Source organism: Chryseobacterium sp. FH1, assembly GCF_000735135.1.
Lineage (GTDB): Bacteria > Bacteroidota > Bacteroidia > Flavobacteriales > Weeksellaceae > Epilithonimonas.
In genome coordinates this window covers 242103-257375 of record NZ_JPLZ01000002.1, presented here as the reverse complement: position 1 = coordinate 257375, position 15273 = coordinate 242103, and the positions used below count along the sequence as shown (strand labels likewise).

Sequence of the window (15273 nt, the reverse complement as noted above, 5' to 3'; positions counted from 1 at the left end):
TATGACTCAAATGACCATTTTAGCGATTGGTGGGAGCAATATTATGCTACTCATCGTTGGAATAATCGTCTTCCTTTTTATTGCCTTTTTGGTAGTATTAAGTTCATTCTATAAAAAAATTCCGCAAGGAAAAGCCATTGTCCGAACCGGAGTTGGTGGAACCAATGTTGCCTTCAACAAAGGGATGTACGTGGTTCCGATTTTCCATAAGATGGAAATAATGGACATCTCCGTTAAGAAAATTGACATTGCCCGTATGGAAAACGACGGATTGATCTGTAAAGACAATATCCGTGCAGACATCAAAGTGGCTTTTTTCGTGCGAGTGAACAAATCTGTGGATGATGTCATCAGCGTTGCACAGAACTTGGGTTGCGAAAGAGCCTCTGACCCAGAAACTTTGAAAAGTATTTTCGAGGCTAAGTTTTCTGAAGCTTTGAAAACAGTAGGAAAAAAATTCGATTTTATTGAATTGTATGAAGCCAGAAGAGAATTCCGAGATGAGATTCTGAATATCATCGGAACAGATTTAAATGGTTATATCTTAGATGATTGCGCCATTGATTATCTTGAACAGACAGAATTGCGTTTCCTAAGTGCAGAGAATATCTTGGACTCTGAGGGGATCAGAAAGATCACAGAATTGACCGCACAGCAAAATATGAACGCCAATCTCATCCGCAGAGCAGAAGAAAAGACCATCAAAAAACAAAACGTGGAGGCGCGCGAGGCGATTTTGGAACTGGAAAGACAATTGGCAGAAAAAGAAGAACGTCAAAAACGTGAAATCGAAAATATCAAAGCCAGAGAAAATGCCGAGATTCTGAAAGTGAACGAAGAAGAGCGTTTGAAATCCGAAACCGTGAGGATCCAAACCGAGGAAACGCTTGCAGTGCAGGAAGAAAATAAACTTCGCCAAATCATCATCGCAGAAAAAAACAAATTGCGTACAGATGCCGTAGAAACCGAAAGAGTTGAAAAAGACCGCGCATTGGAGCAAACCGAAAGAGAAAGAATCGTGACGCTGGCTCAGATCGAAAAGGAAAGAACCATCGAAACGGAGAAAAAATCCATCCAAAATGTCATTAAAGAACGCGTACAATTGGAAAAGGGCGTGGTAGAAGAGCAACAAAACGTGAAAGATGTAGAAATCTACCGCGATGCAGAACGCAAGAAACAAGCTGGCGTTATCGCTGCAAGTCAGGAGGCAGAAGAAAGATTGGTTGCAACGGTGAAAGCGGCAGAAGCTTCAAGAATTGCCGCCGAGCAGGAAAAGGAAAAGAAAATCATTGATGCCGATGCACAGAAAAGTGTTGCAGAAAGAAAGGCTCAAGAATTAATCATTGATGCCGAGGCGAAAAAAGAAGCGGCGACGAAAGAAGCAGAAGCAAGAAAAATCATCGCGGAAGCACAAGCTAAAGAAGAAGCGGCAATTGGATTATCAGAAGCAGAAGTAATGATTGCCAAGGCAGAAGCTCAGGAAGTTCAGGGTGAAAAAGAAGCATCTGTGATCGAGAAAAAAGCTGAAGCTGTTCGCAAGGAAGGTTTGGCTCAGGCTGAGGTTGTTCGTGAAAAAGCATTAGCAGAGGCAAAAGGCATCGAAGGAAAAGCTGACGCGATGAAAAAACTTAACGAAGCGGGACAATCTCACGAGGAGTTCAAGCTACAGTTGCAGAAAGAAAAAGACGTGGAATTGGCTCAAATCAACATCCAAAAAGATATCGCATCTGCACAGGCTGAAGTGCTTTCTGAAGCTTTGAAAACTGCGAAGATAGACATCGTTGGTGGTGAGACAATGTTCTTTGAGAATATCGTGCGACAAGTTTCCAACTCCAAAGGTTTTGACCACTTGATCAACAATTCACAACACGCTTTGGACATCAAAAGTTCTTTGATGGGACCAGACGGAAAAGGTGACTTGGCAGAAAAAGTCAGAAATCTTGCAGAAAGATATGGAATCTCATCCAACGACATCAAAAACCTGACAGTTTCTGCAGCGTTGATCAAACTTCAACAAGCCTCCTCATCAGCTGAAAATACGGAGGATACCAATTTTATCAATTCCCTTTTCGGAATGGCAAAAAACCTTGGGATTTCCAATAGAAAATTAGGATAACCATATTAAGCCAGTGCAAATATCTGTGTGCTTTTCAATCGGTAAAGCGCACAGAAACTGCACGACTGTCAAATTAAACTTCGACAAAAATTCAAAGAACAATTCTCAAAATTGTTTATAATGGAAGAAACAAAAAATCAAAATATTCAGTTGGATTCCGGTGCGTACGAAATCATCCGAAAGCGTTTGCAGACGCAGAAAGATGATCTGATCTCACGTTTGCAGGAACTGAATGTTTCAAGAAAAGAAGTCTTTAGTTCTACCAATTTTGTTCTAAAGGCCAACCAAAGAATTGACACAGAAAACACTTGCGTAGCGAGAGGAATTATCGCGATCGACCGCATTTGCATCTTCGGGTACAATGTTCATTTTGGACTTCGGACAGAGATTCGTCTGGAAGATGTTTTCAGTATCTATCAGTTTGATGGAGAGCAATTTATCCCTCAGTCTTTGGATGTGATCTCTGATGCCAATTTCATTAATGATTATCAGAATCTTTACAAATATTACCGCGATTCTATTTTCTCCAAGTTCAGAAGAACGGAGAATTATCTCTATATGATTTTCCAGATCAGCAAAAATACGGATGACTTAAAAGCATTCAAATGGCTCATCAAAGATGGAAAACTGATTTATCAGGACGATAGAAGCATCCACGAGGTAAAACCGCCGGCTCAACTGGAATTTGAATGGAAAAAAACGACGTTGGAGGACAGACGTTTGGGCAAATTCCCGCACGTTTCTATTCTGGACAAGGTTTTTATCGAAGCGATGGGGGGCGATATCACTTTTAAAATCGAGGACAACACAGATTCTGGCAAAGGAATCTACTCTGAAAAAGTGACCAATCTTGATCAGCAATTGGACGATGCAGATTACTATTACGCAGACCTCGGAAATCTGATTGCCATTAGAATCAAGCCATATCAGGAGGATTTTCGGACTTACGTTTTCAATGTCAGAACAAAGGAAGTCATCAATTTACCTTCGCTGAAGGAATCGGCGATTCTGCTTCCGGACAATCAAGGCATCATTTTTTCGAATGGCTATTATTTGCAAAATGGCGTTCACAAGATTTTCGATGCGCATCTGGAAAACGTCCAGTTCCTGCGCAAAATTGCATCGCCAAATGGGGAAGATTTTCTTTACATCTTTACTCAGCCGGAGAGCAATACCTACATTCTGATGTCGTACAACATCATTCAGCAATCCGTAGAAACACCGATTATCTGCAATGGTTTTACGGTTTTCAATGATGGGAATATGATCTATTTCCGAACCGAGGCCGAAGCAACGCGACATCATCAGGTTCAGATTTGGGAAACGCCGTATATGGCTGTTCTGAAGGAAAATCTTGAAAAGAAAAACGACCCGCTCTACAAAGTGGGGAACAAGCAGATTGTTCAGGCAATGGCGGAAGCGCAGGAGGTGATTCAGTTGATCAATAAAGAAGATTCGTATGAAGGTTTGTACGAGGATATTCTTCGCAGATCGAACACGCTTTTGGATTCTTATTTTTGGATCAAAGATGCTTCACTTAAAAATTTAGGTGAACCTTTGAAACAGATCAAAGAAATTGCCAACACAGCGATTGATGAATTTGTAAAAGTCCAGACCCAGCGGAAACACGCGGAAGAAATTCTGTCTGTTACCGATAAGAAATTAGAAGAATTAATTTTCAAAATCAATAGCACCACGGTCGAAACTTTGGACCAAATGGTTCATCAGCTTGCCGATGCCAGAAAATTGCAGGGCGAAGTGATTGATTTGAAAAATGTGCGCTACATTGATATTTCCGGAGTTGACGCGCTTCTTGAAAAATTAGGCGAAATCAACACCGATTTGTCGGACAAAACCATCGCCTTTCTTTTGCGAGAGGAAGCGCTTTTACCTTATGAGCAAAAAGTGGAACTTCAGAAGCAGAAAGTTCTGGAAATCACCAAAGTTTTTGATGCAAAAGAAGTAGAAACCATCAACGACGAAATCTCCGGCGAACTGGAACTTTTGATTGATATTCTCAACAGCCTGAAAATCGAGGACGCCACACAAACCACGAAAATCATTGAGAAGATTGCTGTTATTTTTTCTTCGTTGAATGAAATTCGGGCATCGCTTTCCAGAAAATTGACGTCGCTGAGAAGTACCGAAGCCGTTGCCTCGTTTACAGCGCAGATGACGCTTTTGGAACAATCCGTTGCCAATTATATGGAACTTTCCACATCTACAGAAAAAGTGGATGAATATTACACCAAGATTGTGGTTCAGCTCGAAGAATTGGAAAGCAAGTTTTCTGAGTTTGATGATTTTGCGCTGAAGATTGCAGATAAAAGAGATGAGGTCATCAAGGCTTTCAACACCAGAAGAGAGCAAATCGTCGAGCAAGTCAACAAGCGAACTTCTTCTTTGGAGCAGATTGGACTTCGCGTTCTCAAAAACATCGAGAACAAATCCAAAACCTTTGCTACGAGGGAAGAAATCCTGAGTTTCTACGCTTCAGATTTAATGATTGACAAAATCCGTCAGTTGGTTTCCGAGCTTAAGACTTTGGATGATGTTTCGAAGGCAGAAAACCTCGAAAACTTAATCAAAAAATCTCAGGAAGATGCATTGAGAATTCTGAGAGATAAAACCGAATTGTACGTTGACGGCGAAAATATTATTGCACTCGGAAAACATAAATTTTCGGTCAATAATCAATCATTAAGCCTCACTTTGCTGAACCGAAACGGCGAGTTGTTTTATCATTTGACGGGAACCAGTTTTTATCAGAAAGTCAATAATGATGAGATTACAGCGTTCAAGGATATTTGGGAGCAGGAGCTGATTTCGGAAAATGGAGAAGTTTATCGAAGCGAATATTTGGCTTACAAAACATTTCTGGCTTCCAAGAATTCTAAAGATTTCGACGCAGAGCAGTTCATCAACCAAACCATTGAGCAGAATTATTCTGAGAATTATGTGAAAGGCGTTCACAATTTTGATGCGTTGCAAATCTACAATGCATTGAAAGCGATGGACGAAAAGTTAGACCTTTTGCGCTACGATTCGCATTTGAGAGCCACTTCGCAACTGTTTTGGCATCATCTTCCAGAGGAGCGACGAACAAAATTGCAAGCGTTGATGAATTCCACAAATGCCGTTTTGAAGACTTTCCCAAATTCGACCAGATTCGAATCTGTCATTAATGAAGTATCGACTGAGTTTTTAGCTTGGCAAACGACATTGGATTTGACGAACGTGGATTCGCGAATTGTTGCAAAATATCTTTTTGAAACGTTGACAAAATTCGGAAAGTTTGCGATTAGCGAATCTTCCGACCATTTTAATCAGGAATTTGTTCGCCTTTTGGAATCGAAAAAAGCTTTGACAGATTTCAGAAATGATTTGGAGAATGAGCAATTTTCTTTGACAGACCGTTTCTATCTCGTTTTGAATTGGCTCAATTCCTTCATCGATGAAAACGAAAATCTGGAAATTTACCGAAAATACACAGAAGAGACAGCCACTTCTTTACTCTTCCCAAAGGACGAATATCAACTGATTTTTGGAAAAGATGAAGCAGAAATCACAGACTTGAAAGGGAATCATCCCACGCTGGAAAACGGAAATTTAAAACTTGACTATTATGCTTTCATTCATAAGTTACATTTTTTTGAAACTGTTAAAGTTCCTCGTTTCGCATCTTTCTTAAAACTAAAAGAACAGCTCAGCAAAAATTACGAAAAGGAACTTAAAATCAACGAGTTCGAGCCAAAAGTTTTAACGTCATTCGTTCGAAACAAATTAATCAACGAGGTTTATTTTCCATTGATAGGAAACAATCTTTCAAAGCAATTGGGCACAGCTGGAGACAACAAACGTACGGCGAGAATGGGAATGTTGCTCTTGATTTCTCCTCCAGGTTACGGAAAAACAACCTTGATGGAATATCTTGCCAAAACAATGGGACTTCATTTTGTGAAAGTCAATGGTCCAACCATCGGACATTCCATCACTTCCATTGACTCGATTGAAGCCAAAACTTCCGGCGAAAGAGAAGAATTGAAAAAAATCAATCTCGCTTTCGAAATGGCGGATAATGTGATGTTGTATCTGGATGATATTCAGCATTTGAACACAGAGTTTTTGCAGAAATTCATTTCATTGGCCGATGGACAAAGAAAAATTGACGGGATTTTCCAAGGTGAAAGTAAAACCTACGATTTGCGTGGAAAGCGATTTTGCATCGTGATGGCGGGAAATCCGTACACAGAAAGCGGTTCGAAATTCCAAATTCCGGATATGCTTGCAAACCGTGCAGATGTGTACAATTTGGGTGATGTCATCGGTGATACGGAACATTTGTTCAATTTAAGTTTGATTGAAAATGCGTCGATTGAAAATCCGAATCTGGAAAAAATCGCCAGCAAATCCTTCAAAGATTTTTACGCCTTGACCAACTTTGTAGAATCTGGAGCAGAACAACTTCCGGATTTGGAAGGCAATTATCAGAAGCAGGAAATCGACGATTTTAATTCAGTTTTGAGACATATTTTGAAAATCAGAAATGTGGTCATCAAAGTCAATCAGAACTACATCCAATCTGCGGCGATGCAGGATTCTTACAGAACGGAACCGCCTTTCAAAATGCAAGGTTCTTACAGGAATATGAGCAAATTGGTTACGCAAGTCGTTCCGATGATGAATGACGAGGAAATAGACCAGCTCATCCTTTCCCATTACGAAAACGAGTCACAGACTTTGACCGCGGACACGGAAAGCAATCTATTGAAATTGAAACAATTAGCGGGATTAATGACCGATGATGAGAAACAACGCTGGGAAGACATCAAAGAGATTTTCAAAAAGAACAACAAGCACGGCGGACTCGGAAAAGACGACAAAGTATTTGCCCAGTTTTTAGAATTCAATGAAAATCTTGAGGGCATTATCAACGCAATCAAAAACAAATAAAATCAAAGCCTAATCACGCGATTGGGCTTTTTTCGTTTATGATTTTGTAGATTTGTAAAACTTTTCTCCGATGTACAAAAGCCTAATTCGTCCGCTTCTTTTCAAATTCGACCCAGAAGAAGTTCACCACTTTACATTTTCTGCTCTCAAGAATTTCGGTTTTCTGGCCAAATTATTTTTACCAAAACCAATTGTTGACAAACGTCTCGAGCGTGAAGTTTTCGGATTGAAATTCAAAAATCCGGTTGGTTTGGCGGCTGGTTTTGATAAAGACGCCAAACTCTTCAATGAACTTTCTGACCTCGGATTTGGCTTCATAGAAATCGGAACTTTGACACCGAAAGCTCAGGCTGGAAATGATAAAAAACGATTGTTCCGATTGAAGGAAGATTCTGCTATCATCAATCGAATGGGTTTTAATAATGGCGGTGTGGACGAAGCAATCGAAAGATTGAAGAAAAACAAAAACGTTCTCATCGGCGGAAATATCGGAAAAAATAAAGTGACGCCAAATGAAGAAGCCGTCAACGATTATAAAATCTGTTTCGATAAATTATTTCCGTACGTTGATTATTTCGTTGTGAATGTCAGTTCGCCGAATACACCAAATCTCCGCGAACTTCAGGACAAAAAACCTTTGACAGAATTGTTGTCAACGCTTCAAAACCTCAATCTTGCAAAGCCAAAACAAAAGCCAATTCTTCTGAAAATCGCACCAGATTTGACAGATGAGCAACTTTTGGATATTATTGATATCATTAAAGAAACTCAAATCGCTGGCGTGATTGCGACGAATACGACTTTGTCAAGAGAAAATTTAATCTCAGAAAACAAAACCGAAACCGGCGGACTTTCCGGAAAACCATTGACAAAACGTTCGACAGAAGTTATTAGATTTTTATCCGAAAAAAGTGGAAAAGCATTCCCAATCATCGGCGTTGGCGGAATCCACACAGCGCAAGATGCGATTGAAAAACTTGATGCTGGCGCGAGTCTGGTTCAGCTTTACACAGGGTTTATTTACGAAGGTCCGGAGTTGATTAGTGAAATCAATCGGGAGATTTTGAAGAGAAAGTAAGAGTTTGAACCACAAAAGTCACAAAAGAAAATTTAAAATTAAAGCTTCAAAAAGTTATATAAAAATAGCTTGTGTAAATGTCCGTTTTCAGTTTTAACACTAAACTAACGATCATTTTTGTCATCCTATGGAATCTATATAGCTGAGATTGACTTAGTCGAACTACTACGTTAGATTTTCTATGAAATGACAAAGTTGGGTTTTTTACCGAAGTTTTTTTATCGAATCCTGCAGCCCGACCTATCTCAGAGTTTATATTTTTTTATTTGAATCGATGAATCACTTCGTTAGGTTTGGGAGTGGAAGACGGAAATAGCTACCCAAAATATTCAAATAAGAATCTCTATTTTTGTTCCACATGAAACATCTCGTTATTATTGGTCTTGTGATTCCTGAGCCAGCTTCTACTGCAGCTGGTCATCGGATGATGCAGTTGATCCAGGTTTTTTCTGAAGCAGATTATAAAATCACTTTTTTGACCGCTTCAAATAATATCGAATTTTCAGAAAAAATTGAGATTCAAAAAATTGAAATCAATAATGAGAGTTTTGATGAGAAAATCAGAGATCTGAATCCTGATGTTGTTCTTTTTGATCGCTATGTGACTGAGGAACAGTTCGGTTGGCGTGTTTCTGAGAATTGTCCGAATGCTTTAAAAATCGTTGATACGGAAGATTTGCATTTTCTGAGAGAAGCAAGGCGAAAGGTTTTTGTTGAAAAACGAAATGTTGAGAAGAAGGATTTCATTAATGATATTTTTGTGCGGGAAATTGCGTCGATTTTGCGTTGTGATCTGTCGCTGATTATTTCGGAATTTGAATATGATTTTTTGGTTGATGATTTTAAAATCAATCCAAATATGTTGTTTTATATTCCGTTTTTAACTGAACATTTTGAGAGAAGTAAAACACCTTTTGAAGACAGAAAACATTTTGTGAGCATCGGAAACTTCTTGCACGAACCGAATTGGCAAACGGTTTTGAAGTTGAAACAGATCTGGAAATCGATCAAGAAACAACTTCCGGAAGCCGAACTTCATATTTATGGTGCTTACACCAGTCAGAAAGTTTTGGAACTTCACAATGAGAAAGATGGATTTTTGGTGAAAGGAAGAGCGAATTCTGTTGAAGATGTTTTTAATCAAGTAAAAGTTCTTCTTGCGCCTATTCCTTTTGGAGCAGGTTTAAAAGGTAAACTTTGGGAAAGTATGAAATTTGGTTTACCCAATGTGACAAGTTCAATAGGTGCAGAAGCGATGCATAGAGATTTGCCTTGGAACGGTTTTATTAAAGATTCTGATGAGGTTTTTGTGTTGAAAGCAATTGAACTTTATCAAAATGAAAATCTTTGGAATCCTGCTCAGGAGAATGGTTATCGAATTTTGGATTCTTTGTTTAGAAAAGATTTATTTGTCGATTCTTTCATTAATAAAGTTTCAGAATTAATGGAAAATTTGGAAAGTCACAGAACTGAAAATTATCTTGGAAAAATCCTGCAACATCATCAACTGAATTCGACGAAATATATGAGTCGCTGGATCGAGGAGAAGAATAAGAAAACAAATTAAAACTGAAAATTATGCAAACGTGTAAAAACTGCGGACATCGTTTTGAAGGGAAATTCTGCAACAATTGCGGACAAACAGTGGAAACGGAAAGAATCGATTTTCATTATTTGAAACACGAGATTCCGCATAGTTTTTTCCACGTGAATGCTGGACTTTTCTACACCAGTAAACAACTGTTCATACGACCTGGACACGCAATCCGCGAGTATCTGGAAGGGAAAAGGGTGAATCACAGCCAACCGCTTTCCTTCATTTTGATATTGGCTGGATTTTACATTCTGCTTTGCCATTTGTTCCACATCAACCTTTTCGAATTATCTGCAAATTCTTCTGATAAGATCTTGTCCGATGATAAAACGATTCTGCTAAATGAATGGATGTTGGAACATTACGGCTGGCTCACGCTTGCAACGATTCCACTTTACACGGCAGGGACATTTTTGTGTTTTTACAACAGAGGTTACAATTTCGTAGAATATTTGATTCTGAACACATTCAAGGCGGGACAGAGGCTGATAGTTCAGCTTGCATTCCTGCCTTTCATCTTCGTGCTAAAACATTCGATGAGCATCGGAACCATAATGTTGTTCATCTATTTGGTAGATTTGGGGCTGAATTTTTGGACCAATATTCAGTTTTTCAACCAGATGAAAATGGGAAATGTCATTATCCGGTCAATTTTAAGTCACATTATAATGCTTATTCTGATGATGTTGGCGGTGATGTTGTATTATCAATTTTAATTAATAATCAAGGAAATTCTACTTTGAAGCCGATTCCACGCACGGATTCGAACTTGATCCTTTCATCTTTTTGAAGATATTTCCGAAGTCTGGTCATAAAAACATCCAGACTTCTGCCGAGAAAATAATCATTTTCGCCCCAGAGATTTTCTAGGATTTCTTTTCGGTTGATTATTTTGTGATTGTTCTTTGAAAGTAAAAGCAAAAGCTCCGATTCTTTCTCTGTCAATTGAAAAATTTCGGTTTCAAATCTTAATTGGAATTGCAACGGAATGAAGGAATAATGCCCAATTTTAATAATTTCATTTGTTGAATTTCGCTGTCTTTTCAGAATGTTTTTGATGCGCAGAATCAGTTCTTCCGGTTCGCAGGGTTTTGTGATATAATCGTCGGCGCCGAGTTTTAAACCTAAGATTTTATCAATACTTTGACCTTTTGCGGTTAGAAACAGGAATGGTATATCAGAGGTTTTTCTGATTTCTTTTGACAGTTCGAAACCGTCCATAAAAGGAAGCATCACGTCCAAAATCGCCAATTGATAATCTTGGATGATTTCTTTATTATCAATGATAAGTTCGGGATTAGGAATCCAATTGACCTCGAAATCTGAGAATTCCAGATACTGTTTCAAAACCATTCCCAAGTCTGCATCGTCTTCTACCAAAATGATTTTAGTTTTCATTTGGAATCTGGATTTTAAAAGTTATGCCTTTGTCAGGATTGGATTTTACAGAGATTTTCCCTTTGTATTTATCAACGATAGATTTCACCAAAAATAAACCAACGCCCAAACCATTGATGTTCAGGTTTTCGGTTCTGGAAACACGGTAATATTTGTCAAAAATAAATTTCAAATCGTCTTTTGGAATTCCGATTCCGTCGTCGGAGATTTCGATTTCAAGATTGTCATTAATGATAATATCTAAGTTCTTCGCGCCGTATTTTACTGAATTATCGATAAGATTGTCCATCATTTGTGTGAAGTCAGTTTGACGAAGAATTTTATTCTTAAATAAATCCAGATTAATCTTAAAGTTAATGTCTTTATAAGTTTTTTTTATGTTTGAAAAGTAATTTTCTATTTCAATCTTATCAATCAAAATATCCTCAGAATCCGAATGGTGAATGGATTTTACAATATTTTCCAGACGTTTGATTTGACGTTCCAGCAGAGCTTTGGTTTCAGAATCTGAGGTTTGGACGATTGAAAATTTCAACGTTGTGATTGGCGTGTTCAGTTCGTGCGCGATGGAATCGATGGTGGTGTGAAGTTGCGAGATTTTCTTCTCTTGTCTATTTAAGTTTTTAATACTGTTTCTGAACAAATAAATAATCAGAATTATAATCAATAAACTAATGATAATTAAAGGAATAATTTTCCTCAAAACCAAATACTGAATATTCAACAATTGATAAGTCGCTTTTGACTTCACCAAATAATTATAACGTTCATCAACATTCAAATCAGTATTGGTTTTTGATTGGTGGCTTGACCAAATACTTTCCGTCAGCGACATCGGTTTTTCAACCTTGTTAATCGTTTGGAAGAGCGTAATCGATTTACCTTTTGGAAGAAGTTCTTCATTCTTCAATTCATCCAAAACTGAATAAATCTCATTCTTCATCGCCATTTCAAATCCGGAATTTCCAACATTTTTCTTTAGTAGAGATTCCATTTTTTGGCTGTATTGGATTTCTGATGAGTAAATCTTATCGGGAAATTTTATTTGCTCATCCTGAAAAGTAACTCCCAATTTTAACCGTTCAAAATCACCCACAAGTCGATTGTCATTGGCATCGGTGTCGAATTTGTCCATTTCGTCCATTACCTTACCGGCGATTTCTTTCGCTTGCCTATTATAGTCCTTCTCTTCCAGTCTGTACGAGTTTTGGATGTAATACGCCTGAAGCGCAACCAAAATAATCAGGCTGAATGTGAACAAAATGATGGTGATGTTTCTCTTGCGATTCATAGTTCTTTATAGGAATGAATTCCTATGTTGGGATATGGTCGTCCCGATGGGACTTTGGTTTGTGTAAAATTTTCTAAGGTCAAAAATACAATCAAATTTCTTTCAAAAATAGCATTAACCGTCCGTTAACCCTTCATTAACAAAACTTTGATGCAAACTGTCTCAATTTTGGAGAAAATTAATGAAATGAAATATTACATCACAATTTTAATGATATTCCCAATTTTGGTTTGGAGTCAAAGCATCAAAGGACATCTTGAAAATGAAAATCAGGAACCGATTTCGGACGGCATTATTCAAATCAATGAAAATAAAATTTACAATTCTGATGCGCAAGGAAATTTTGTGATTGATGGAATCTCAGCGTTTCCAGTTTCATTAATCATCAAAAAATCTGGTTTTCGGGATTATGAATTGACGCTCGAGGAAAGTGATTTGTCGTTGAATATTATCCTTAAAAAAGATACTTTGAACAACATCGAAGCTGTCACAATCAAAGCAAATAAACCTTTGCTGAAAAGGCAAATCGACCGATTGGAATTCAATATCGATAATACGCCACTTCAAAATCTGAACGCTTGGGATATTTTGAAAAGCACACCAAATGTCTTGGTGAAAAATGAAGAATTGAGTGTTCGTGGGAATTCGCAAATCATCGTGACCATTAATGATAAAAAAACTTTGATGACGCAGGAGCAATTGAAACAACTCTTGGAAAACACCGATGGCAACAACGTTTCGTCTGTGGAAGTCATCACCAATCCGCCTGCGAAGTATGAAGCTCAGGGAAGCGCCATCATTAATATCAAAATGAAAAAAAATGTCCTTTCTGGTTACAAAGGACGGATTTCGACGCGTTATCATCAATCGATTTATGCGAAAGGAATGATTGGAACGGCGCAATCTTACAACACGGGAAAATGGCAACTGAGCGGGAATTACAATTTTGTGACGGGCGATTACGTTCGGAAAAATTTCGATGTCGTCACTTTTAACAATGACAAAACACGCTGGGAAAGCGATATGACGAGGAAAACGCACGCGCACGAACAACATATTTACAATTTCGCCGGGCAATACAGTTTGGATAGTTTGTCAACCGTTCAGTTTGGTTTTGATGGCTACAATGCCCCGAATAATAATGGTCATTACAAGGTTCCGACGAATATTTATAGTACGGAAGATGGTCAATTGCAGTCCAATTATTTGACATCGAATCAGAAAAATGAGTTTAATAATAGTTTTAATTCCTATCTGGTTTTTGATAAGAAATTGGGTGACCAGAATTTGACTTGGACAAATAATTTCAGTACGAAAAAATATAAGGAAAATCAGGACATTGAAACGCAACTCAATTTTGTGGACCAGCCTGAAGATTACAACCGATTTGGAAGTAAGAATATGCAGGACATTTCGCTGTACTCTTCGCAGTTGGATTACCGATTGACAAAGGAAAAATTCACATTGGAAGGTGGAATTAAATATAGTTTTGTGCACAATGAAAATGACCTTGATTTTTTTGATGGAACTCGGGAATCCATCATCTATAATCCTCTGAAAAGCAATTTGTTTGATTATAAAGAGAATATTTTTGCCGTTTACGTTTCATCAGAGTATAAATTGAAAAAATGGGAACTAAAAGCTGGATTAAGGTCGGAAACAACCGCTATCAAAACAAAATCTGACAATCCAACAGTTGAAAACAACAGAACGCGAACTGGACTTTTCCCAACTTTTTATGCGATGTACACTTTGAACGATGACCAGCAATTGGGATTTTCGTACGGCAAAAGAATCGACCGACCGAATTACGATTTCCTGAATCCATCGAGGTCTTATTATAATTTGTATTCTTATTTTCAAGGCGATGCGAATTTGAAATCGACCATCATTCACAACTTGAGTTTGACTTACACGGTGAAAAACTGGAACTTCGAAACGTATTTCAGTTACATCAAAGACCCGTCGATGGAAATTTCAATCCAAAATCCTGAAACTTTTGAAACGGTCTATAACTTCACAAACATCGACCACGGGAAAAACGTGGGTGCGAATGTTTCTAAAAGCTTCTCTATAAAGCCATATTGGAAGCTGAATGTTTTTGTGATGGGAGAATTTCAGGAAAATTATTTTTTGGGCGTGGACCAAATCCTTTACAAAAATGATGTGTTCTTCTACAATACGAATCTATCAACACAAATCACTTTGGACAAAGCAAAAACCTGGGATTTGAATGTGGGTTATGTCTATAATTCGAAGACGATTCAAGGTTCTTTTGATATCAGTTCTTCGCAGAATACTTACGTTATCATTAATAAAAAAATGTTTGATAAGAAGTTGGAAGCGGGATTGGTTTTCAATGATATTTTCAAAACAGATAGAAATACAATTTCGACAAATTATGCGAATCAGAATCAATATTTCAAGGATTATCGGGACACGCGGTATTTCATCATCAATCTGAAATATAATTTTGGAAATCAAAAAGTGAAAGAGGCGAAGGCTGGAAACAAGACGGACGAGCAGAAGCGACTTTAGAAATCGGAATCTTTATGAAAGCAAAAACACTATCAAAATCTGATAGTGTTTTCTATATTTAGTTAGCGTAGGCTGATTTGTTTTGGAAGACGTTCATCGACGCAATCCTGTTGTTTTTATTGTAAACAATCTCAACGGTGAAGGACGAAATCTCGTACAGAACAAATTTCAGTTCATTTTTGATGGTTTCGTTCATCAGATGACCTTGGTTCAAAACGATGTCACACTGAGATTCATTCGGCAAATTTTTGAAATCGTAGTAAGAAATATTCATAGTGGTCAGTTTTAAATTGTTAGTTATTAAG

General features: G+C 37.9%; 9 protein-coding genes. 6 read left to right on the top strand and 3 right to left on the bottom strand.

The window, feature by feature from the left end; translation table 11 throughout:
* Position 1 precedes the first annotated feature (1 nt).
* The 5 genes from IO90_RS02445 to IO90_RS02425 all read left to right on the top strand — a co-directional run bounded on the left by IO90_RS02445 (position 2) and on the right by IO90_RS02425 (position 10457).
* Positions 2-2116, top strand: a complete 2115-nt coding sequence (locus IO90_RS02445) for a flotillin family protein (RefSeq protein WP_051878205.1) — start codon at positions 2-4, stop codon at positions 2114-2116.
* 120 nt (positions 2117-2236) lie between these two features.
* Positions 2237-7069, top strand: a complete 4833-nt coding sequence (locus IO90_RS02440; RefSeq protein WP_034963572.1) for a DNA repair ATPase — start codon at positions 2237-2239, stop codon at positions 7067-7069.
* 70 nt (positions 7070-7139) lie between these two features.
* Positions 7140-8147, top strand: a complete 1008-nt coding sequence (locus tag IO90_RS02435; protein ID WP_034963571.1) for a quinone-dependent dihydroorotate dehydrogenase — start codon at positions 7140-7142, stop codon at positions 8145-8147.
* Between the two features lie 358 nt (positions 8148-8505).
* On the top strand, positions 8506-9714 hold the full coding sequence (locus IO90_RS02430; protein ID WP_034963570.1) for a glycosyltransferase: 1209 nt from the start codon (positions 8506-8508) through the stop codon (positions 9712-9714).
* Positions 9715-9725: 11 nt separating this feature from the next.
* A complete protein-coding gene (locus IO90_RS02425) occupies positions 9726-10457 on the top strand; it encodes a DUF3667 domain-containing protein (protein ID WP_081871759.1) in 732 nt (243 codons plus the stop codon).
* A gap of 7 nt (positions 10458-10464) precedes the next feature.
* Here IO90_RS02425 and IO90_RS02420 read toward each other — a convergent pair whose 3' ends face one another.
* Both IO90_RS02420 and IO90_RS02415 read right to left on the bottom strand, forming a co-directional pair.
* A complete protein-coding gene (locus IO90_RS02420) occupies positions 10465-11139 on the bottom strand; it encodes a response regulator transcription factor (RefSeq protein ID WP_034963568.1) in 675 nt (224 codons plus the stop codon).
* Positions 11129-12430, bottom strand: coding sequence for a sensor histidine kinase (locus IO90_RS02415; protein WP_034963567.1), 1302 nt, complete (start codon positions 12428-12430; stop codon positions 11129-11131). Before IO90_RS02415 ends, IO90_RS02420 begins: the two co-directional genes overlap by 11 nt.
* Before the next feature lie 186 nt (positions 12431-12616).
* Between IO90_RS02415 and IO90_RS02410 the strand changes: the two genes are divergently transcribed.
* The gene (locus IO90_RS02410; protein ID WP_034964227.1) at positions 12617-14968 is read left to right on the top strand and encodes an outer membrane beta-barrel family protein; all 2352 of its coding nucleotides are present in this window, start codon (positions 12617-12619) and stop codon (positions 14966-14968) included.
* Between the two features lie 58 nt (positions 14969-15026).
* On the opposite strand, the gene IO90_RS02405 is transcribed toward IO90_RS02410, so the two are convergent.
* Positions 15027-15242: a hypothetical protein gene (locus IO90_RS02405; protein ID WP_034963565.1), complete on the bottom strand. Its 216-nt coding sequence runs from the start codon at positions 15240-15242 to the stop codon at positions 15027-15029.
* Positions 15243-15273: the final 31 nt, after the last annotated feature.